This window comes from Leifsonia sp. Y878, from assembly GCF_057669685.1.
The window spans coordinates 588,653-609,376 of the sequence record NZ_JBYHFS010000001.1 but is presented as its reverse complement, the minus strand read 5'-3'; the positions used below and the strand labels follow the sequence as shown (position 1 = coordinate 609,376).

Annotated in this window: 23 protein-coding genes, 2 tRNA genes and 1 riboswitch; of the genes, 10 read left to right on the top strand and 15 right to left on the bottom strand. The window is 64.4% G+C overall.

Annotation, left to right across the window (positions count from 1 at the left end):
• Window positions 1-5: 5 nt before the first annotated feature.
• From ettA to msrA, 4 genes are all read right to left on the bottom strand, one after another.
• The gene (gene ettA, locus AC25Y4_RS02860) at window positions 6-1,688 is read right to left on the bottom strand and encodes an energy-dependent translational throttle protein EttA (protein WP_488118857.1); all 1,683 of its coding nucleotides are present in this window, start codon (window positions 1,686-1,688) and stop codon (window positions 6-8) included.
• A 5-nt stretch (window positions 1,689-1,693) separates the two neighbouring features.
• On the bottom strand, window positions 1,694-2,200 hold the full coding sequence (locus AC25Y4_RS02855; RefSeq protein ID WP_488118856.1) for a DUF6993 domain-containing protein: 507 nt from the start codon (window positions 2,198-2,200) through the stop codon (window positions 1,694-1,696).
• Window positions 2,201-2,234: 34 nt separating this feature from the next.
• On the bottom strand, window positions 2,235-2,858 hold the full coding sequence (gene ssb / locus AC25Y4_RS02850; RefSeq protein ID WP_488118855.1) for a single-stranded DNA-binding protein: 624 nt from the start codon (window positions 2,856-2,858) through the stop codon (window positions 2,235-2,237).
• Window positions 2,859-3,084: 226 nt separating this feature from the next.
• The gene (gene msrA / locus AC25Y4_RS02845) at window positions 3,085-3,609 is read right to left on the bottom strand and encodes a peptide-methionine (S)-S-oxide reductase MsrA (protein ID WP_488118854.1); all 525 of its coding nucleotides are present in this window, start codon (window positions 3,607-3,609) and stop codon (window positions 3,085-3,087) included.
• A 17-nt stretch (window positions 3,610-3,626) separates the two neighbouring features.
• Between msrA and mgrA the strand changes: the two genes are divergently transcribed.
• From mgrA to AC25Y4_RS02825, 4 genes are all read left to right on the top strand, one after another.
• The gene (gene mgrA / locus AC25Y4_RS02840; protein ID WP_488118853.1) at window positions 3,627-4,628 is read left to right on the top strand and encodes an L-glyceraldehyde 3-phosphate reductase; all 1,002 of its coding nucleotides are present in this window, start codon (window positions 3,627-3,629) and stop codon (window positions 4,626-4,628) included.
• A gap of 9 nt (window positions 4,629-4,637) precedes the next feature.
• Window positions 4,638-5,609, top strand: coding sequence for a DMT family transporter (locus tag AC25Y4_RS02835; RefSeq protein ID WP_488118852.1), 972 nt, complete (start codon window positions 4,638-4,640; stop codon window positions 5,607-5,609).
• Between the two features lie 98 nt (window positions 5,610-5,707).
• Window positions 5,708-5,959: a hypothetical protein gene (locus AC25Y4_RS02830; RefSeq protein ID WP_488118851.1), complete on the top strand. Its 252-nt coding sequence runs from the start codon at window positions 5,708-5,710 to the stop codon at window positions 5,957-5,959.
• Window positions 5,960-6,039: 80 nt separating this feature from the next.
• A complete protein-coding gene (locus tag AC25Y4_RS02825; RefSeq protein WP_488118850.1) occupies window positions 6,040-6,774 on the top strand; it encodes a hypothetical protein in 735 nt (244 codons plus the stop codon).
• A 61-nt stretch (window positions 6,775-6,835) separates the two neighbouring features.
• Here AC25Y4_RS02825 and nadE read toward each other — a convergent pair whose 3' ends face one another.
• The gene (gene nadE, locus AC25Y4_RS02820) at window positions 6,836-7,657 is read right to left on the bottom strand and encodes an NAD(+) synthase (RefSeq protein ID WP_488118849.1); all 822 of its coding nucleotides are present in this window, start codon (window positions 7,655-7,657) and stop codon (window positions 6,836-6,838) included.
• A gap of 120 nt (window positions 7,658-7,777) precedes the next feature.
• Between nadE and AC25Y4_RS02815 the strand changes: the two genes are divergently transcribed.
• Window positions 7,778-7,850 (top strand) — tRNA-Arg (locus AC25Y4_RS02815).
• Between the two features lie 102 nt (window positions 7,851-7,952).
• Here AC25Y4_RS02815 and AC25Y4_RS02810 read toward each other — a convergent pair.
• Window positions 7,953-8,699 carry a DNA alkylation repair protein gene (locus AC25Y4_RS02810; RefSeq protein WP_488118848.1) on the bottom strand — a complete coding sequence of 249 codons (747 nt, stop codon included), beginning with the start codon at window positions 8,697-8,699 and terminating at the stop codon, window positions 7,953-7,955.
• A 68-nt stretch (window positions 8,700-8,767) separates the two neighbouring features.
• Window positions 8,768-9,028, bottom strand: a complete 261-nt coding sequence (locus tag AC25Y4_RS02805; protein WP_488118847.1) for a thioredoxin fold domain-containing protein — start codon at window positions 9,026-9,028, stop codon at window positions 8,768-8,770.
• A gap of 109 nt (window positions 9,029-9,137) precedes the next feature.
• Between AC25Y4_RS02805 and orn the strand changes: the two genes are divergently transcribed.
• From orn to AC25Y4_RS02780, 5 genes are all read left to right on the top strand, one after another.
• A complete protein-coding gene (orn, locus tag AC25Y4_RS02800) occupies window positions 9,138-9,758 on the top strand; it encodes an oligoribonuclease (protein WP_488118846.1) in 621 nt (206 codons plus the stop codon).
• Window positions 9,759-9,804: 46 nt separating this feature from the next.
• Window positions 9,805-9,880, top strand: a tRNA-His gene (locus tag AC25Y4_RS02795).
• Window positions 9,881-9,931: 51 nt separating this feature from the next.
• Window positions 9,932-10,282 (top strand): metallopeptidase family protein, encoded by a 351-nt coding sequence (locus AC25Y4_RS02790; protein WP_488118845.1) that lies wholly within the window; start codon window positions 9,932-9,934, stop codon window positions 10,280-10,282.
• Window positions 10,283-10,315: 33 nt separating this feature from the next.
• Window positions 10,316-11,575 (top strand): D-alanyl-D-alanine carboxypeptidase family protein, encoded by a 1,260-nt coding sequence (locus AC25Y4_RS02785; protein WP_488118844.1) that lies wholly within the window; start codon window positions 10,316-10,318, stop codon window positions 11,573-11,575.
• A gap of 114 nt (window positions 11,576-11,689) precedes the next feature.
• The gene (locus AC25Y4_RS02780; RefSeq protein ID WP_488118843.1) at window positions 11,690-12,985 is read left to right on the top strand and encodes a D-alanyl-D-alanine carboxypeptidase family protein; all 1,296 of its coding nucleotides are present in this window, start codon (window positions 11,690-11,692) and stop codon (window positions 12,983-12,985) included.
• Window positions 12,986-13,042: 57 nt separating this feature from the next.
• Here AC25Y4_RS02780 and AC25Y4_RS02775 read toward each other — a convergent pair whose 3' ends face one another.
• The 8 genes from AC25Y4_RS02775 to AC25Y4_RS02740 all read right to left on the bottom strand — a co-directional run bounded on the left by AC25Y4_RS02775 (window position 13,043) and on the right by AC25Y4_RS02740 (window position 20,626).
• Window positions 13,043-13,315: a hypothetical protein gene (locus AC25Y4_RS02775; RefSeq protein WP_488118842.1), complete on the bottom strand. Its 273-nt coding sequence runs from the start codon at window positions 13,313-13,315 to the stop codon at window positions 13,043-13,045.
• 9 nt (window positions 13,316-13,324) lie between these two features.
• Window positions 13,325-13,936, bottom strand: a complete 612-nt coding sequence (locus tag AC25Y4_RS02770; protein WP_488118841.1) for an AAA family ATPase — start codon at window positions 13,934-13,936, stop codon at window positions 13,325-13,327.
• Window positions 13,923-14,708, bottom strand: coding sequence for an energy-coupling factor transporter transmembrane component T family protein (locus AC25Y4_RS02765; RefSeq protein ID WP_488118840.1), 786 nt, complete (start codon window positions 14,706-14,708; stop codon window positions 13,923-13,925). The genes AC25Y4_RS02770 and AC25Y4_RS02765 overlap by 14 nt, the downstream gene beginning before the upstream one ends.
• A complete protein-coding gene (locus AC25Y4_RS02760) occupies window positions 14,705-16,249 on the bottom strand; it encodes an ABC transporter ATP-binding protein (RefSeq protein ID WP_488118839.1) in 1,545 nt (514 codons plus the stop codon). Before AC25Y4_RS02760 ends, AC25Y4_RS02765 begins: the two co-directional genes overlap by 4 nt.
• On the bottom strand, window positions 16,249-16,881 hold the full coding sequence (locus tag AC25Y4_RS02755) for an ECF transporter S component (RefSeq protein WP_488118838.1): 633 nt from the start codon (window positions 16,879-16,881) through the stop codon (window positions 16,249-16,251). The genes AC25Y4_RS02760 and AC25Y4_RS02755 overlap by 1 nt, the downstream gene beginning before the upstream one ends.
• Window positions 16,882-16,913: 32 nt before the next feature.
• Window positions 16,914-17,014, bottom strand: a riboswitch (TPP riboswitch).
• Window positions 17,015-17,353: 339 nt separating this feature from the next.
• Window positions 17,354-18,901 carry a carboxylesterase/lipase family protein gene (locus AC25Y4_RS02750; protein WP_488118837.1) on the bottom strand — a complete coding sequence of 516 codons (1,548 nt, stop codon included), beginning with the start codon at window positions 18,899-18,901 and terminating at the stop codon, window positions 17,354-17,356.
• A 111-nt stretch (window positions 18,902-19,012) separates the two neighbouring features.
• A complete protein-coding gene (locus AC25Y4_RS02745; protein ID WP_488118836.1) occupies window positions 19,013-19,360 on the bottom strand; it encodes a spore germination protein GerW family protein in 348 nt (115 codons plus the stop codon).
• Between the two features lie 18 nt (window positions 19,361-19,378).
• A complete protein-coding gene (locus tag AC25Y4_RS02740; protein WP_488118835.1) occupies window positions 19,379-20,626 on the bottom strand; it encodes a DNA polymerase IV in 1,248 nt (415 codons plus the stop codon).
• Window positions 20,627-20,724: the final 98 nt, after the last annotated feature.

Sequence of the window (20,724 nt, the reverse complement as noted above, 5' to 3'; positions counted from 1 at the left end):
GCTGCTTAGTCGCGCGTCAGCTTGCGGTACGTGGAACGGCTCGGCTTTGCTGCATCCGGACCGAGGCGTTCGATCTTGTTCTCCTCGTACGCCTCGAAGTTGCCCTCGAACCAGTACCAGTTGCCCGGGTTTTCTTCGGTGCCTTCGTACGAGAGGATGTGCGTCGCGATGCGGTCGAGGAACCACCGGTCGTGAGTGATGACCACGGCACAACCGGGGAACTCAAGAAGCGCGTTTTCCAGCGAGCCCAGGGTTTCGACGTCGAGGTCGTTAGTCGGTTCGTCGAGCAGCAACAGGTTGCCGCCCTGCTTCAGGGTGAGGGCCAGGTTCAGTCGGTTGCGCTCTCCACCGGAGAGGACGCCAGCCTTCTTCTGCTGGTCTGGGCCCTTGAAGCCGAAGGTCGAGACGTAGGCACGCGACGGGATCTCGGTGCGGCCGACCTGGATGTAGTCCTGGCCGTCTGACACGACTTCCCACAGGGACTTGTTCGGGTCGATGCCGCCACGACTCTGGTCGACATAGGAGATCTCGACCGTTTCACCGATCTTGAGCTCACCGCCGTCGAGCGGTTCGAGTCCGACGATCGACTTGAACAGCGTGGTCTTACCCACACCGTTCGGGCCGATGACGCCCACGATGCCGTTGCGGGGCAGGGTGAAGCTGAGTCCGTCGATGAGCACGCGGTCATCGAACTGCTTCTTGAGCTTCTTCGCGTCGATGACCTGCGCACCGAGGCGCGGGCCGACGGGAATGACGATCTCTTCGAAGTCGAGCTTCCTGGTGCGCTCTGCTTCGGTGACCATCTCTTCGTAGCGGGCCAGACGGGCCTTCGACTTTGCCTGGCGGCCCTTGGTGTTTGAACGCACCCAGTCGAGTTCCTCTGCGAGGCGCTTGGACAGCTTGGCGTCCTTCTTGCCCTGGACCTGCAGACGTTCCTGCTTCTTCTCGAGGTACGTCGAGTAGTTGCCCTCGTATGGGTACAGGTGGCCGCGGTCGACCTCTGCGATCCATTCGGCGACGTGGTCGAGGAAGTACCGGTCGTGAGTAACGGCGAGCACAGCGCCCGGGTACTTGGAGAGGTGCTGCTCGAGCCACAGCACGCTTTCGGCGTCGAGGTGGTTAGTGGGCTCATCGAGGAGCAGGAGGTCGGGCTTCTGCAGGAGGAGCTTGGTCAGTGCGACGCGACGCTTCTCACCACCAGACAGGTTTGCCACCTGGTAGTCGCCCGGCGGAGTACGAAGTGCGTCCATGGCCTGCTCAAGCTGCGAGTCGAGGTCCCATGCGTCTGCGTGGTCGATCTCTTCCTGCAGCACGCCCATTTCGGCGAGCAGGGTGTCGAAATCAGCGTCGGGCTCTGCCATCGCGGCGGAGATCTCGTTGAACCGGTCAAGCTTGGCCTTGATGGGGCCAACGCCTTCCTGCACGTTCTCGAGCACGGTCTTGGTCTCGTCGAGTTCCGGTTCCTGCATCAGGATGCCGACGCTGAACCCCGGCGTGAGTTTTGCCTCACCGTTGCTCGGAGTGTCAAGGCCGGCCATGATCTTGAGAATGGTCGACTTTCCGGCGCCGTTGGGGCCGACGATGCCGATCTTGGCACCGGGGAAGAACGACATTGTGACGTCGTCGAGGATGAGTTTGTCGCCGACCGCTTTGCGGGCGCGGACCATCTGATAAATGTATTCGGCCATAGTGCCTACCAGTCTATTTGGCGCGTCGCCCCTACGAGACACGTTCCGGTTCCGAGGAGGGGCGCAACCATGGTGTGCAGGCCGTCGCTGGCCGGTCCAAACTGGCCGATGAGGCATTCGCCGTTGAGCTGAACGGAGAATTGCACCGAGTCCGCGGCCAGGTCGATGGAGGTCCGATCGGGCGTGACCTGCATAGCGGCCTTGTCGAATCCGCCTGCGACCAACGCATCGACGAATGCACGGCCACCCGCGTTCGAATCATCCGCCGCCACCTGTGCGGCGAGTGAGGTGAAATACGCCAGGTTGTCGGCGGCACTCTTGTCGGGGGCAAACGCCAGCGGAGTCTTCACCGGTGCGGGTGTCTTCGTCGCGGATGGCGAGGCGGATGTCGGCACGTGCGGCTCTGGGGAGGCCGAGCATCCGGTCAGCATGATCGCCGCTGCGATGGCAATGGCGGCTATACCGCCCGCGCCAGTGCGAGGGCGACGACTCTCTCTCCGAAGCAGGCGCACGCTTGTCCTCCCCTGGCCACACCCTGCAGCCTGCCTACGAGTCTAGGGTGGCAAACCCTCCGGCTCCTGACGGCAGGAAGCCATCCACTCGCGTGCCTGAATCGGTCTCCTCGTCAGCCTCATCGAACGCGGCGGTCTCATCGAACTCGGCCGCCTCATCAGGATCCCCGGCGACACCGAACTCAGGTGGTCCGCCGACCTCGTGCGACTCGGCGAACCCGCGGGACTCGGCGAAATCTCCCCGTGCGGCGTCCGCGGCATCGCGATTGGAGGAGGCCCCGTTCCCAAAGCCGAGTTCGCTCCGCACGGAGGGCACCGCGGCCGTGGTGCACCAGCGAAGGTCGTGACCGACGGCGTCGGCATCCACTTCGACAGTTGTGCCTTTGCGGCCGTCTTTCTCCCAGGTCTTGATTCGAATTCTGCCGGTCACAACGACGTGCTCGCCCCTGTTGAGGGAATTGACGATGTTGAGCGCCAGGTCTCGGTATGCCGAGACGGTGTACCAGTTCGTGTCGGTCGACTCCCAGGTGCCTGTCGTGCGATCAAACCTGCGTTGCCCAGAGGCCAGCCTGAAATCGGTGACCGCCAATCCCGCACCGGTCACCCGGTGATCCGGCTGCGTACCCACTATTCCCCGGAGGGTGATCATGTCGTTCATTGCGTCTCCCGGCACTGGTGTCTGCCGGATCGTTCGACCCGGCGCCCTCGCGCAAAACGGATGTCCACGCGCACAGCCCGGGATCGACCACTCGTGCCAGTTTCGTCGTCCCGGGCTGCGTGCAAGCAGTCTCGATCAACGCGTTGGCACGCAATCTCGCGGCTCGGTGATCCGTGGAATTGACCGCATTAGAGCACCTGTTGAGGAGCCGGTCAGCGTTTCGGCGTCAGGCGACGATGTAGTCGGAGTACGACTTACGGATCTTGTTCACCTTGGGAACAGCGACGGCCATGCAGTAGCCCTGACCAGGGTTCTTCGCGAAGAAGTCCTGGTGATAGTCCTCGGCAACATAGAACTCGCCGAGCGGTTCAATGGTCGTCACGATGGGCTTGTCCCACCACGATGCGGCACGTTCCTTCGCAGCCTCGAAGAGTTCTCTCTGCTCGTCGGTGGCGTAGAACATCGCTGAGCGGTACTGCGTGCCGACATCCGCTCCCTGTCGATTCAACTGGGTGGGATCGTGCAGCGTGAAGAAGACATCGAGGATGACGCGCGGCGGGATCACAGTCGGATCAAACGTCACGGCAACCGCTTCTGCATGGCCGGTGTGGCCCGTGCACACCGCCTCGTAGCTGGGATTCGGATCGGTGCCGCCCGTATACCCGGAGACGACATCGCTGACCCCGCGAAGAACGCGGTAGACCGCGTCGAGACACCAGAAGCACCCGCCTGCAACGACAAAAGTTTCCACCGTCATAGAGTAACCCCATGACATTTGAAGCTGCATCAGATCGCTATGACTCAATGACGTACCGCCGCACTGGTCGTAGTGGACTGAAATTGCCAGCCCTCTCACTGGGGCTGTGGCACAACTTCGGCCACGAACGACCCAGCGAAACCCAGCGCGCCATCCTGCGCAGGGCCTTCGACCTTGGCGTCACCCACTTCGACCTGGCCAACAACTACGGTCCCCCTCCCGGATCGGCTGAGACCAACTTCGGTCGCATCTTCGCCGAAGATTTCCGTCCGTACCGTGACGAGATCATCGTGTCGAGCAAAGCCGGCTACGACATGTGGTCTGGCCCCTACGGCGAGTGGGGTTCGCGCAAGCACGTGCTGTCGTCCCTCGATGCCAGTCTGAACCGCCTCGGCCTTGACTACGTTGACATCTTCTACTCTCACCGGCCAGACCCTGAAACGCCCATCGAAGAGACCATGGGCGCCCTGGCGACCGCCGTCAAGCAGGGCAAGGCGCTCTATGTCGGTGTCTCGAACTACAGCCCTGAGCAGACACGTGCCGCGGCAGCCGCACTCGCCGAGCACAAGATTCCGCTGCTCATTCACCAGCCGCGTTACTCGATGTTCCAGCGTCAGCCAGAGGACGGGCTCTTCGCTGTTCTCGAAGAGCTGGGCATCGGCAGCATCGTCTTTTCCCCGCTTGCCCAGGGCCTGCTCACCGACCGGTACCTCGGCGGTTCTGTGCCGACGGACTCGCGTGCCGCGACCAGCCGCTTCCTGTCGGAGAACGCACTCACCGACGAGTACATGGAGCGTGCGAACGCGCTGAATGAGATCGCGGCAGGGCGCGGCCAGTCCCTCGCGCAGCTCGCCCTCACCTGGATTCTGCGCCAGAGCGCCGTCACCTCTGTGCTCATCGGCGCCAGCAGCGTCTCCCAGCTCGAGCAGAACGTCGCCGCCCTGAACTCGCCAGCCCTGAGCGTGGATGAGATCACAGCCATCGAGCCTTTTGCCGTGCACGGCACGGCCTGAGTCTGACGAGTGGGCTACCTCTACGCGCTGCTCGCGTCTCTCCTGTTCGGGCTGAACGGCAGTACCACCAAACTCATTGTCGAATCCGGGATCTCTCCTGCCCAGTTGACGTTTGTGCGGGTCACGACGATTGCCATCCTGTCTGGTGCGATCCTGCTGTTCACCAACCGACAGGCGTTTCGGATCAGCCGCAGGCAGCTCCTGGTGATGGCCTTCCTCGGCATTGCCGGGGTCGCGCTCATCCAGTGGTTCTACGCGCTCGCTATCAGCCTTTTGCCGGTTGGCATCGCCCTGATGTTCGAGTATTCCGGCATCCTGCTGGTTGCTATCGCCGCCCGGTTCCTGTTCAAGGAGCGGGTCAAGCCGCGAATCTGGGTGGCGATCGCGGCCGTGCTCGTTGGCATGGCGGTCGTCGCCCAGGTCTGGGCAAGCACGCTCAACGGACTCGGCGTGGTGTTCGGCATCCTGGCGGCGCTGTGCCTCGCGGTGTATTTCCTGGTCGGAGAGCGACAGGTCACCACGACATCACCCCTCGTCGTGTCGTTCTGGTCGATGCTGTTTGCCAGCGGGTTCTGGTTGCTCTTCAGCTCGTGGTGGAAGATTGACCCCGCGCTTCTCGGCCACCCCATCGCCCTCGGCGGGTCCCTTGATGAGCTGACGGCGCCGCTCTGGGGGCTGCTGCTCTGGAACGGAGTGTTCGGCTCGTTCGCGCCATACCTGCTGTCGTTCATGGCACTCGGCAGGCTGACCGCGACGGCGGCAGGGATCGTCTCTGCGTCTGAAGTGATCTTCGCGTTCGCTTTTGCGTTTCTGTGGCTCGGCGAAACTCTCAACTCCGTCCAGGCCATCGGGGCCGTCCTCGTGCTCATCGGCATCGTGGTCGCGCAGACGGCCAGGACCAACAAAGTGGTCGACCTCGACCTGGCCAGCCAGCACCTCGCACTGCACGACAGGCGCGCCCACGACAGCCCCCTCCCGTAACCGGATCTCCCCCGGTGCAACACGCCGCTCTCACTGTCAGTGGCTGCCCGTAGCCTGAACTCACATTCACTCGGCCGGCTGACATTGGGAGGTTCCACATGAGAGTTTCACCCACACGCGCACGCACGCCTGCCCGCCGAGGCTACCCGGCGTCCCCCGAGCTGATTCGCGTCAAAGACGGTCTATGGCGAGTCGCAGACGCGACCGGCGCAATCCTCGGCCACATCGAACGGCAAGCGGATGCCAGGGGCGACCGATTCCTCGCCAGGCGCGTCACCACCGCGGCACGCACGATGGAGCTCGGCGCTTTCTGGCGCATTGACGACGCCACCGACTGTTTCCGCTCCTGATCAACACGCCAATTTCGTGTCTGGAGGCGCGCCGCCCAAACTCCCCGTGAACGGGGGTGGACGCCGGTAAAGTTCCGCACATGCAGTGGTGGAATAATTTCGTTGACTGGCTCACAGCAGCCAGCACACTTCCGGTCTTTTATGGCGCGATCATCGTTGTGATCGCCATCGTGGTCGCCAGCGTCCTGTCTGCGTGGATCGCGGGCGGAGCGATCCGTCGCCTCATCAACCAGCGCGATCGCGAGCAGCGGGCAGCGGCCATTGGCGCCCTTGTCGATGCCGCAACCGAGGCATCCGTGTGGAACTCGCTGACCCCGCAGGAACAGGTCATGGCCGATCGCGCTGTCGGCCAGGCCGACATCCAGGTGCGACTGCTCCCGATCAAGGGCTCAAGCATTGCCGCCAACTGGGCTGCCCACCAGCTCACGGAGTTCAAGCGCACCTCGGCCACCTTCGGTTACCAGCTGGAGCCGGCCGTGCTCGAATTCCGCGATCGCCTGCTCGACTGGCAGCTGAAGCCCTCTCGCGCCCGCAAGATCTTCCAGGCCGACCTTGACCGCTGGAAGATGCAGAGCGCCATCCCCGAATCCAAGGTCGTTGCCGAGCAGGACGCGTGGGTTGCCAAGCAGCACCATGACCAGTTCGCGACTCCGCTGGCCTCTGGCGCCGCACCGGTGGCATTCACCCGTGACCCTGCCTACCCATCGACGGAGACCCAGCGCCTCCTCGACGACGTGCAGGCACTCGAGGTTCGTCCGGTGGCCACAGCCGCTCCCGAGACCGACGCCCAGCCGACGCCCCTCACCAGCAACTAACGAAGCGGCCGTACCGGTCGGCATCTGCCGAACGGTACGACCGAACGACAGACGCCGTACGTCAGCGCCACCAGGAATCTGCTGGGGATGCTGGGGTGCGGCGTTTGTGTTCGGTCGCGAGGTAGCGCTGCTCGATGGCCTTCGCCACCTCGGCGTCGATCTCGTGCCCCTCGAGGAAGGCGTCGATGTTGCTGTACGTGATGCCGAGGTTCGCCTCATCCGTCTGGCCAGGGTTGCCGTCGAGCAGGTCGGCCGTCGGCACCTTCACGTAGAGGCGCTCCGGCGAGTCCAATTCCATCAACAGCTGCTTGCCCTGGCGCTTCGTCAGACCGGACAGCGGCAAGATGTCTGCGCCGCCATCACCGAACTTGGTGAAGAATCCCGTCACGGCTTCTGCGGCATGATCGGTGCCGACCACGAGCAGGCCGTACTGGCCGGCGATCGCATACTGGGCGACCATCCGGGCGCGCGCCTTGACGTTTCCCTTGTTGAAGTCGCTCAACTCCTCACCGGTGGCGTCAGCGAACTCGGCGTCGATACCGTCGACGCCGCGTTGGATGTTGAACGTGATCGAACGCTCTGGGCGAATGAACGACAGCGCCAACTGCGCGTCGTCTTCGTCGTGTTGGGTGTTGTACGGCAGCCGCACCGCGATGAACGTGCATGGCGTGCCTGCAAGAGTGAGTTCTTCCGTGGCCAGCTGGCACAGCCGCCCAGCCAGCGAGGAGTCCTGTCCGCCGCTGATCCCCAGCACGAGCCCCTTGGCGCCCGTCGTGACGACGTAGTCCTTCAGGAAATCGATCCGGCGACGGATTTCCGCGGCTGGGTCGATGGTCGGGGCAACGTTGAGGTCCGCGATGATTCGCGCCTGGAGTTCTCGCATGTCTCGAATCTATCAATCCGTTGCCTCGCCCGGGTTACAGGCGTCTCCGGAAACTCCCCCGGCCGTCGAGGACGACCCTGCGCGAGACGCACTGGCCGCTCGTAATAGAATTGGCCTGCCGCCTCCGTAGCTCAGGGGATAGAGCAGGAGCCTTCTAATCTCTTGGTCGCAGGTTCGAATCCTGCCGGGGGCACCCAATCAAGCGTTCCACCGTCGTTCCACCGTGCGGCCGCCGCATGCAGACGGATGCCGGTGAATGTCCCACCGCCACACCTCGTTGGCGCGCGCCAGCGCCTCAGCCGGTTCGCGCCGCGAGGTAGTGCGTGCGCGTCTGCTCGTCAAGGTGCTCCATGGCAAAGCGCAGCGACACGCGCGGCATGGTGGCCGCATGGTCGTCAAGAAAGGCGAGCAGGCGGGGCCTGTCGTGGTCACCGGCCGCGCGCAGCACGGCGCCGATGGGCTTCTGCACCATGTCTTGCGAATCGCCAAGCAGCAGCTCGGCTATCGCGTACGCATCGTCGAGGTCTCCCCCGCGCACGAAGGCGAGCGTGGCGAGCATCGCGGTTCGGCGCTCCCAGAGCGACTCCGATTCGGCCAGGCGGTACAACACGTCGCGGGGGTGATCGCGCAGCCAGCCGCCGACGACGTCCCACGCACCGAGGTCGACGAGATCCCAATTGTTGATGCGATCGTGTCGGCGCAGATAGAGCTCATAGAGATGCAGGCGCGTCTCCTCGTCGACCTTCTTCACCTTGGCTTTGTTCGCCATGATGCGCAGTGCCCCTGCCCGCGCCTCATGGATGTCCTCATCGAGCAACGCTTCGATCTGCTCGAGAGGCAGCGCGGCATACTCGGTGGCCAGGGCGAACACTGTGCCCATCCGCACGCCGATGAACACGTCACCCTCTGCATACTCTCCGGCTCCGAACTTGAAGTACCTGTCGTACTTCGCGCGCTCCGCGTCGGACTGTTCCCGCCAGAGCGCTGCGACAAAGTCGGAAGCGGTCAGCTGAAGCGCGGGATTGAGCGGTACGTCACCCATGAGCTGCATTCTGCCGCCGATTGCTCAGTCAGGCACGGGGGTGCAGCCTGAAACGACTTCAGCAGGCCTCAAACGGCCTTTGCCGCCGCAACCAGCACCTGGGCGAGCGTCGGTACGCCAACCGCCCTGAAAACCTCGCTGCCGTCGTCGCTCGTGACGATCACCGTCGGCGTCGAGCGGATGGCAGCAGCTTCGGATTCCTCGCTATTCAGGGCCACATCGACAACGCGCACACGGGCGCTCGGCACCAGGCGCTCAACCTCGGCGAGCACGGTCCTCGTTTGGATGCACGGGTCGCAGAACGACGACGAAAATAGGGTGAGCTCCACGGGAAATCCTTTCAACGCATCCGCTTTCACCGATCAAGATGAACCGGCCCTTCCAGTCTAGATACGCTCGGGAAGCTGGCGCGTCATGGGCCCCCGGTAGACTCCAACCATGACAAATAGCAGTGACCGGTTGGTTTGGATCGACTGTGAGATGACCGGGCTTGACCTGAAATCTGACGAACTCGTGGAGATTGCGGTGGTCATCACCGACTACGACCTCAACATCCTCGACCCCGGCATCAACATCGTGATCAAGCCGGATGACTCGGCACTGGAGAACATGGGCGACTTCGTGCGCAACATGCACACCACGTCGGGATTGATCACGGAGATCCCGAATGGCGTCAGCGTCGCGGAAGCCGAATACAGCGTGATTGAGTACATCCTCAAGTTCGTTCCTGCAGAGCAGAAGGCTCCCCTGGCCGGGAACACGATCGGCACCGACCGTGGATTCATCGCGCAGTACATGCCGCGCCTTGATTCGCACCTGCACTACCGCAACGTCGACGTGTCGTCGATCAAAGAACTTTCGCGTCGCTGGTACCCCCGCGCGTACTTCAACTCGCCCGCAAAAGACGGCGGACACCGAGCTCTCGCAGATATTTTGGAATCAATTCGCGAGCTCGCTTACTACCGAAAAGCCGTATTTGTCGCGGATCCTGGGCCCACAAGCGACCAGGCAAAGGCCATCTCAGCCGAGGTTGTGTCCACGTACGGTCAAAAACTGTAATAGTATTCTTGAGTTGCCTTCGACCGAGAGGAAGAAAGCAAACATGGTGGGTATAGCTCAGTTGGCAGAGCGCCTGGTTGTGGTCCAGGAGGTCGCGGGTTCAATCCCCGTTACTCACCCCAATGAAGTCCAGCGTCTCCAAAGTTTAGAAATAAATCAGGAGGCGACAACGGATGCTGCAGATCGATTCAGAAGAATTCGAACGACTCGTCGTAGATGAGCTCGATCTTCTTCCAGACGAGATGGTCGACGGACTCGACAACCTCATCTTCGTCGTCGAGGATCGGCCAGAAGACGGCACACTCGACACGCTCGGACTGTACGACGGTGTCGCGCTCACGGAGCGCGGCCAGTATGGGTTCGGCGAGATGCCAGACCGCATCATCCTCTATCGGGAACCGCTGCTCGACGTGTCCGCCGATCTGGGTGAACTGCGCGATCAGATTCACATCACCCTGGTGCACGAAATCGGTCATTTCTACGGAATAAATGACGATAGATTGCACGAGCTCGGCTGGGCCTGACCCCCTGGTCGCCCTGAGGGTTACCCTGACGCCATGAGCAGCTTTCACCTTGGCCGGGTCGTGGGAATCCTGTGCGTCTCGACCCTCGTCCTGGCCGTCAGCATCTATGGGTCGGCCATCCTGATCGGCCCGCTCCCGGCTGCCACGGCAACGATGGAGTCCCCCGTGCCAGCCGCATCCAACCCCTCGCCGCCCGCGCTGCCGACCGCGGGAGCCAGCGCTGTCATAGCGCCAGGCGCCTTCGCGCCCATCGCATCCGCTGGCCAGCCTGGGCCGCTGCCGATGGCATCCGCCACAAAGGTCGTCACGGCGCTCGTCGTGCTTGACGCACACCCACTGGAGCCAGACGAAGACGGCCCTGCCATCACAATCACCGAAGAGGATTTCGCCGACTACGCCTACTACGCAGCTGACGGAGCCAGAAATGTCGCCGTGATCGTCGGCGAAACCTGGAGCGAGCGTGACATGCTCCAGGCCATGATCCTCGGCTCAAGCAACAACCACGCCGATCTCCTCGCCCGGTGGGCTTTCGGCTCCGTAGACGGTTATCTCACCGCGGCGGCAGCGTGGCTCGCCGCGCACGACCTCACGGGTATCACCGTTGTTGACACCAACGGCTTGCACGACCAGAGCGCAGGCACGGCACCCAACCTCGCTCGGCTCGCCAGTCTCGCCGCATCCGAACCAGCCATCACCGAGATGCTCGCGGACCCGGCGGCAGCCCTCGCCGATATGCCAGGAGTGACGAACACGACCTCGTTCCTCGCGAACGAAGGCGTCACGGGCATTTCACTCAGTCGAACGGATGCCGCTGGCGTCTGTTTCCTGTTCACCGCCACGGTATCCACCACCCCCGTGGGCGACGGAGACGGCGTGTACAGCTTCGCTGGAGCGATCATCGGCCAACCGGATTACGACGCGCTCACCGTGGACCTGACGGCCCTGATGGCCAGCGCGCGCGCCGGGGTCGGCACAGTGCCGATTCTCACCGAGGGCGACAGTTACGTCACGTTCGACACCCCATGGGGCGACACCGCCTCTGGCGTAGTGGCCACGACCAAAAGTCGGCTGGGATGGTTCACGGGCCGGTTACCGAGGCCGGAGGTGACCCTTGACGACATCGCCACCGGCGGTCCGGGGGACCCGGTAGGAAGCGTGACCGTCACCATTGGGGACGACGAGATCTCCTCCCCCCTGATCCTCGACAGCACGCTCACCGATCCGGGACTGGGCTGGAGAGTGACGAACCCGCTCCCGGTTGTCGGTGCGCTCATCGACTCGCGCAGGGACTGAGTCTGCGGGGACCAACACTCGCGGGTCACTCAGCCGTCACATTTCTCCGGAGTCATTGACGACAGGCTGCACGAGCTCGGCCGGGCCTGACCTGCACCTTGTTAGCCTGAGGCCATGAGCAACTTCCGTCCTGGCCGATTCTTCGGCATCCTGGGCGGAACAGTCCTGATCCTCGCACTCGGTGTCTACGGTCCTGCGACCCTGATCGGCCCGCTGCCCGCAGCCACCGCGACCATGGTTTCCCCCGCGTCGACAGCGGCCAATCCATCGCCGCCGGTACTACCTGTCAACGGAACCAGCGCCGTCATCGCTCCTGGCGCGACGACGCCCATCGCTGTCGGAGGCCAGAGTGAGCCGCTGCCCATGGCATCCGCTACGAAGATCGTCACGGCACTCGTCGTGCTGGACGCCCATCCGCTCACCGTCGGCGACGACGGGCCAGCCGTCACGATCACCCCAGATGACTTCGCCGACTACGTCGCGTACAACAGGGACGGCGCCAGAACCGTCTCGCTGTTCATCGGCGAGACCTGGACCGAGCGTGAGGTTCTTGAGGCCATGATCCTCGGGTCTAGCAACAACCACGCCGACACGCTCGCACGGTGGGCGTTCGGCTCTGTCGACGCATACCTCGCCGCCGCCGCTGACTGGCTCGCTGAGCACGATCTCACCGGCATCACCGTCGTCGACACCAACGGCCTGCACGACGACAGCGCAGGCACCGGAACCGACCTCGCGCGGCTGGCCGCCCTCGCGGCCTCCCAACCGCTCATCAACGACATCCTCGCGAACCCGGCATCCACCCTCGCCGGCGTGCGTGGTGTGGAGAACACCACCTCATTCCTCGCAGACGAAGGGGTGACCGGCATTTCACGCAGTTATACGGATGCCGCCGGCGTCTGTTTCCTGTTCACCGGCACGGTGGATCTCACGGGAACGGTCGACCTCACGGCGACGGCCGGCTCTGGCACTGATGGCGCTGGAGATGCCATGTACAGTTTTGCTGGGGCGATCATCGGCGAACCGGATTACGACACGCTCACGGCTGACCTGACGGCGCTGATGGCCAGTGCCCGCGCCGGGGTCGGCGCCCTGCCGATCCTCGCGGAGGGCGAGACATACGTCACCTTCGACACCCCATGGGGCCAAACGGCGTCTGGCGTCGTCGCAACGCCCAAGACCGAGGTGGGGTGGCTCGCAGCAGCGACTCCGGCACCCGATATCGCCGTCGATGCGATTGCGACGGGACGGTCGGGGGCTCGTGTCGGGCGCATTGCTGTCGCCGTTGGCGAGACGACTGTCTCGTCTCCCCTGGTTCTCGACGGGTCATTGACCGATCCGGGTCTGGGCTGGCGACTGCTGAACCCGATCCCGATGATCGGTGCGCTCATCGACTCGCGCTCGAACTAGGGCGAGCCGGCCGGGGTCAGCCCACACAGCAGCCCACACAGCGGCCTACGCACACCGTTACGGGTATTCGAGCTCTTCGTCTTCGTCAGCGGCCACAGGGTCACTGTCGCTGGCATCGAAGGAGTAACGCACGTGCAGCTCTCCCTGCACATCCCTGCTGTCGACTTCGTCGTACCAGAACACGGATTCCAGGCCTTCAACGGCAGCGATCATGCTGATGCGTGGTTGGTGCTTCCCGTGCAGGAAGACGCGCGAGTCAACCTGCCCTTCAAGCGGACCGTCGATGAACTCTGCAATGTAGCGAGTGGCTTCTGAGTCAGGACTTGTCATGGCACCAACCTAGTCCCGAGCGGCCTCGACTGCACCCGTTGAGTACAGGCGAGCTGTCGCCACATCAGTGGGGTTCTCGCGGCGGCAGTACGTGTCCCACTCTGCCTGCCACTGGTCCCAGTAGGCGTCGAAAGCGCCCCCGTCGCGCAGTAACGCGCGCTCCTTGCGTGAGCGTTCATCGGCATCGAGCCAAATTCGGATGTCGCTGACAGGCGCATTCGCGCGGGCCAGTGCTCCACAGCCTTCGACGATCAGCGGCCGTGCAGCATCGACCGGATGCCACTCCGCTGCGGTTCCCGTCGTCCAGTCCCAGCGCTGCCAGCCCGCAGGCTCGCCCGCACGCCGCGGGCGCAGGAGTCTTGCAGTCACCTGTTCGGCGGCTGCATCCAGGCCGTTCCAGCCAGGGTAGATGTCATCGAGCCGCACCAGCTGGGGTACCGCAGCACCCCGCCAGGTCGCGACCAGATAGTCGGCCAGAGTGCTCTTGCCTGCCCCGCTTGGTCCGTCGATGAGAACGACGGCACTCGCCCCTGCCTCCGAAATGTCGTGCTGAATCCGACGGACAGTTGCCGACGGCGTGAGCCACAGGGGCGGGGCAGCCTCACTTCTAACCGAGAACAAAGTTCCAGCTTCCGCTCGCGACTGCGGCCGTCACGGCGATGGCCGCGACCAGCCCACCGATTCCGACCAGGCCCCATTCCCTGGCCCCGAACGTCGATTCACGTGCCCAGCTGCGGGGGGTGTCTCCCCCGAACCCGCGCGCTTCCATCGCCGTTGCGAGCTTGCTGCCGCGCCTGATCGAGAGCACCAGCAGGGCAAATGCCTGGCTGCCGAGGCGGGCAAGCGCCCACCCGTCAGCCACGCCACGTGCCCGCCTGGCCAGTTCAAGCGCACGCCAGTCTTCGAGGAACAGGCCAACAAGGCGAAGACCGGCGAGGCCACCGAGCACGAATCGGGCGGGGAGCTTGACGACCTGGCCAAGGCCGTCGGCCAGGTCCGTTGGGTCGACCGTGATGAAGAGCACGACAGCGGGCAAGCCGATGGCCAGGATGCGAAGCAGCGTCGCGATGGCCAGGTCGATCGAGCCGTCGGTGACCTGCACGAATCCGAATGACCAATACAGCGTGCCGGATGCCTGCCCGTAGAGCAGCGTCGTCACCGCTGCGGCCGGAGCTGCGATCCAGATGGGCAGCGTGCGCAGCATGAATGTCTTGAATGAAACACCAGCGAAGAAGAAGAGCACGGCCTCGCAGGCCAGTGCGACCGCGGCGGAGACCCAATCAATGGTCAGCACGAGCACACCGGCCAAAAGCAGTGACGCGGCGAGCTTGGCGACAGGGTTGATCCGGGTGATGGCCAGGTCAGTTCGTTCCGGCGTGAGGATGTCCGTCATGTCGCCGACCTCGCAGTGCGCAGGGGGAACGGCGATCCAGTGTCCGGCCGCGCCGCAGGGCTGGTGCTCTCCAGGGTGAAGACGCGATCGGCCAGCGCCTCGATGAGGTCGGCGTCGTGCGAGACCGCGATGATCCCGGTTCCCTCGTCGGCCAGGCCGGCCAACAGCGCCACGATTTCCTGCCAGGTGCGGAAGTCCTGCCCGAAGGTCGGCTCATCGAGCACCAGCAGCTGGGGCTGGCTGGCCAGCACTGTCGCGACAGAAAGCCGTCGCTTCTCTCCTCCGGAGAGCGTGAACGGATTCGCCTCCGCGAGGTGCGACAGCCGGAGCCGTTCCAACAGCTCACCGGCACGTGAGTCGATGAGTGCCTGGCTGAGCTTCAGCCGGCGCGGACCGACGGCGAGCTCCGCACGCACCGTGCTGGCCACGAACTGGTGTTCCGGATCCTGAAACACCGTGCCGATCCGCGGGAGCAGTTGCGTGGAGGACCACCTGATCGGTTCGGCGCCCGCCCCGTCCGCAAAGGACGACGAAGCGCGCACCCGGCCGGCGGCCGGCTTCAAAAGTCCGGCAATGGTCAGGGCAAGCGTCGACTTGCCGACGCCGTTCTCCCCGGTGATCAGCTGCACTTCACCGGCGGTGACGCTCAGGTCGATTCCGCCTTGAACGATCGCGTCTTTCGTGCGCGCGATCGACAGGGATTCGCACGTCATCAACGGCTCGCGGCGTGCGCGTTCTGCGAGAGGACTACGGGTGAGACGCGCATGCGGGATGCCGGGCACCCAGACGCCGCTGGCCGCGAGGCGTTGGCCCTCTGCGCCCAACACGTCGCCCGGCGTGCCATCAGCCACGACGCCGGCCCCGGCATCCAGCACGATCACCCGGTCGACGAGGTCCTGCCAGACCGAGACCCTGTGCTCGATCACGATGAGCGTGGCGTTCGTGCGCTCCACGACACGCGCGACAGAATCACGCACCTCACGTACGCCAGACGGATCGAGATTGGCCGTTGGTTCATCGAGCAGGACGAGTCCCGGTTGCATGGCGAGTACCCCGGCCAAGGCCAGGCGCTGCTTCTGTCCCCCTGACAGCCGTGACGTCGGATGGGACAAGGGCAGGTCGAGCCCGACCAGCTCTACGGCGTCGTTGACCCTGCGCCAGATCTCGTCGCGTTCCACGCCGAGGTTCTCGCAGCCGAACGCAACGTCGTCGCCAACGCGGGCGAGGATCACCTGGGAATCAGGATCCTGGAGCACCAGGCCTGCGACTCCGCGCCGTGCCCGAGGGTCGAGGCCGTCGAGGCGAAGCTCTCCGCGCTCCTCGCCCTCCTCATCGCCGCCCAGCACACCGGCCATGGCCTGCATGAGCGTCGACTTACCGGCACCGGATGTGCCGAGCAGCAGCACCTTCTCTCCGGGCTCGATGCGGAAGTCGACCCCTGACAGCGCCCAGGCCGAACGACCGGCATGGCGCCAGCCCCAGCCACTAGCCTGCACGGAGACGCCAGCGCCGCTGACAGTGGGGTGATTCAACCTCGTCATCACACCAACTTCCCGGCCTCCCTGCCGGAAGCGAAGCGGCTCAGGGCGCCGGTGCGAGCCAGGCCTCTGGCGGCCAGCCAGGACAGGAAGCCGGCGATCACCGCGCCGGACACGATCGCAGACACCGTGTAGATGGTGGCGAAGATAGACGCAGATCCTGGGTACCACAGCACCAGGTCATTGATGGCGAGTGCGAGCCCTGCGCCTGCTCCCGCGAGAACGGCGACATAGACCCGGTAGTTGGCATACAGGAACAGGGCGAAGACGAGCTCCGCACCCAGTCCCTGCACGACGCCGGAGACGAGCGTGAGAGCCGCCCATTGGTTGCCGACGAGTGTCGACACCACTGCAGCGAGCAGCTCGGTGTAGATGGCCGCGCCCGGTTTGCGAATCACGAGGCCGCCGAGCACGCCGGCGAAGAGCCAGCCGCCACCGAGGAGTGCCTGGAGGCCGGGAAGCACCGGTTGCAAGAGTCCGCTGAGTGGGTTGGATGCCTGGTTCCAGATCACGAAGATGAGACCACTGGCGACGCCGATCACACTGGCTACGACGATGTCGACGACGCGCCATCGATAGCTTCTCGTCGGCTTGTTAGCGCCGGGGACAGCCGGGAGGGTGGGTGATGAATGCACTGATCGTGCCCTTTCCGTAGATTAATACAGGGCACGGGTTAGAGAAGCCTTCCTGCGCTGGCATGATCCAGATCAGGTTCGACGGTCGAAGCTTGAGAAGCTTCCTCTCAGCCCGGCTCACCGGACTCCCGTGTTCACCTCGATTATAGCCCCGCCTAGAATCGAGCTATGGGACAAATCCGGGCAGTGGAGCAGTGTGCCCGTCGATCGAGGCCTGCCGAGTGACCGTGATCCTGCTGGTTCTTGCCGGACTCATGGTGCTGCTGCTGCGCGCGTTCACCTTGAGGCGACGTCGAATCCTCAAGGGACTGCCGGTACGCGGACCATGGCGCTGGCCACGCTTCCTGACGCCACGACCCGGATGGCGTGGTCGCCTCTGGGCACGCTTCGGCCCACGAACCCGAAACCGGTAACCGCGCGGGGTTATGGCGTGCCGCGTGACGAGAGAGCAGCAGACATCCGCTGTGACGTGCTACCGATCGATTAGCGGTAGCGCCGGGAAGCTGTGATGCTCCCACAGCAGCCGGGAGGCCTCCTCAGGGTAGGCGGTGACGGCCGGGCTGGTATCGAGGAGTTGAACGAGCCGATGCTCAGTGTCGTACGTGGGCCAGCCTGAGTCGCCATTGGTGGCGAACGCCGTCCAGGCGGCGCGGATTCGAGCAGACAGCGCCTCCGCCTCCACCTGCACTGAGGGGGCATCCCCAATCAGCATGGCCGGCTGGCCGCTGCTCAGGTTGCCGAAGACCAGCGGAACGTCGAGGCCATGGCAGGCGCCGAGGGCGCCCATCCCCGGGGAAGCCCACGTCAGTTCGTAGAGATAGGTCCGGCCGCCGGCGACGGCGTGAGCAGTGGCGAGGTGAAGCGTCGGCATGCGGAACAACCAGTCACCGTTGACCAGTTCATACAGCTCCTCAGGCCCGGCGTCTGGGAAAGCCTCACGGTAGCGGCGGGCGCCGTCAGGGTCGGGGGCCAGCGTGCGCAGGGCAGTCTCAGCTTGCTCCTCAGTCACCTGGCCGAGCACGCCGTCAATCAGGCTGAACAGCCGATGCTCGTCGCGGACGTGGCCGACGAGCAGGTCTTCATCCCGGCTGGCACCGCTGACCAACGCCTCCCATGGCGTAGCCGGCAGCACGTCGCCGTCGACGACGGGTGCGAACGGGATGGGCCGGAGGGCGATCGGACCCCAGCGATCCCGCCATCGGCCGATCTTCGCCGCGACGGCCTCGCCCGCGGCGGGCAGCCGCGACGGGGCAACCGCGGACAGGCCGGCCACCGTGGGAGGCACTCCAAGCTCAGCTGCGCAGGCGCCAGTGATATCGGCGGCGAGTTCCGGCGAGAAGAACGTCCCAGGCACGCTCTGGGCGATTGCGCGGCGAAAGAGCCCTGCCGCTCGCGGCATAGCCAGCAGGGCGGCGACCGATCCGCCGCCTGCCGACTGGCCGAAGATGGTTATCCGATCCGGGTCCCCGCCGAAGGCGAAGATGTTGTCGTGCACCCACTGCAACGCGGCGACCTGGTCGAGCAGGCCGCGATTGGCCGGCGCACCGTCAATCTGCGCGAAGCCCTCCATACCCAAGCGATAGTTGAGCGTCACCACGACGACGCCGGCAGCGGCCAGCCGTGCGCCATCGAACTCCGGCAACCTGGACGCTCCGATCACGTAGCCGCCGCCGGGGATCCACACCATCACGGGCAGGGCAGCATTGCGGCCAGGATCTGGCGACCAGACGTTGACCGAAAGCCAGTCATCGCCCGCAGCCGATTGCGCGAGCCCGTCCGTCCCGAACAGGCCGCCGGGCTGCGGCGGCGGTGGACCGTACTCGACAGCCGCCCGCACCCCCGCCCAGCCTCGTACCGGCTGCGGGGCGGCAAATCGAAGTGCACCAACCGGCGGCTGTGCATACGCGACGCCGCGGAAGACAGCCAGTCCAGCCTCGCGCCTTCCGCGCAGCACCCCAGCCGTCGTGCGAACCTCAGGCTCTGGCGCGCCCTGTGACGACCGGGTTGAGTCGAAGGACACGACGCTTTCCCTTCTGACGGTGCGACCAGTTTTCTGGTCGTTCTCGTCGAAAGACAGCTCCGTCAGCGCCGGCAGCGGATGTTCAAGCCCAGGGAGACCTGACGCGCCTGGCTAGCGCTTGATAGCGCGGATCACGCGAGCGAGCCCGCGGCCGGCGACCCAGACAAAGGGAATACCGACGGCCAGCAACGCGATGATGTTCGGGTCGAATCGTACCGACGTACCGTGCTTGATGTAGACACCGAGCGGGATCGACACTCCGCCACCGCCGCCGCCCCCGAAACCGTCAGCCTTCTCGGAGTTCTGGTCCCCAGCGTCCTGGCCGCCAGCACCAAATCCGTACTGGACAAGAGCAACAGGGACCACGGTGACGCCCTCAATCTGCACGGCCTCTCCATACGCGGATGAGACACCGATCGAGCGTGCGTTTTCAGCTAGCTTCAAGGCGAGATTCGTCATGAGGCAAGGGTACCCCGACTAAGGCCCCGGTGAAGGGGGTGTTTTTCTGGGGTTGCCGCCGCCGAGCTGTGACGCTGGGCGAATCATGCCGCGGCCGAACCGTTCGGTGACCGAATCGACGGCCAGCTCTGCTTCACGCCAATCATCATCAGGGTCCCACAGGCTGAACCCCTGGCTGCCCTCTTCGGACAGCTGCTCGACGCGCACGCCAATCAATCGAACCCGAATTCCGCGAGCGGCGAGCGTCTCGAAGCTGGCCTGCGCTTCCTCAGAGATGCGGCGCCCAACATTCGTCGACTCCGCCAACGTGCGCGACCGCGTGACGGTACTGAAATCGGCGTAGCGCAGTTTGAGCACGACCGTCCTTGCCACAAGTCCACCTCGCCGCAGCCGAGCGGCAACCTCATCGGACTGGCGCAGAATCTCGCTGCGCAGCCGTGCCGTGTCGGTCACGTCGTGTTCGAAGGTGATCTCGTGCCCGATGCTCTTCTCTTCGCGTTCCACCGTCACAGACCGGGGGTCCCTCCCCCACGCCAGGTCGTGAAGCTTCCTGCCGGAGGCCTCACCCACCGCAGACGTCAACACTGACAACGGCGTCTGGGCGAGGTCCCCGACGGTGCGGAGTCCGAGGCGCGTCAGCGACTGCTCCGTTGCAGCCCCGACTCCCCACAGCGCTGAAACAGGCAACGGATGCAGGAAGGCGACGGTGTCGTCGTGAGGAACGACGAGCAAGCCGTTGGGTTTGGCCATACTCGAGGCCAGCTTCGCGACGAATTTAGTGGATGCCGCGCCAACCGAACAGGTCAGTCCCGTCTCAGCTTCGACTCGACGACGGATGAGCGCACCGATCTCAGCCGGAGACCCGTGCACCAGCCGGGAGCCGGCAACGCTGAGAAATGCCTCGTCGATGCTGAGCGGTTCGACGAGCGGGGTGATGTCGCCGAAGATCTTCATGACGCGGTTGGAGTAATCCTTGTACCGCTCCATGTGCGGTTCGAGCACGACAGCGGCCGGGCAGCGACGGAGCGCCATCGACATCGGCATGGCGGAGTTCACGCCATATCGCCTGGCCACGTAGTTCGCGGCAGTGACAACGGAACGACCGCCACGGTGGCCGACGATGACCGGCTTATCTCGAAGCTCTGGGTACGCGAGCAACTCGACTGAGGCGAAAAAGGCATCCATATCGATGTGGAGAACCGTCGCCGTGCTGTCGTCGACGGCTGAATCTGAGACCTGTCTGCCTCTGCCGTCTTGTTTGCTCACATTCCGACCTTAATGGGCAATGCTGACGGAATAGTGCGGGTGCCCGGTCGCTTGCATTCTTCATCACCAGCTTTGGATCACCAGCAGTGAATGAGTAC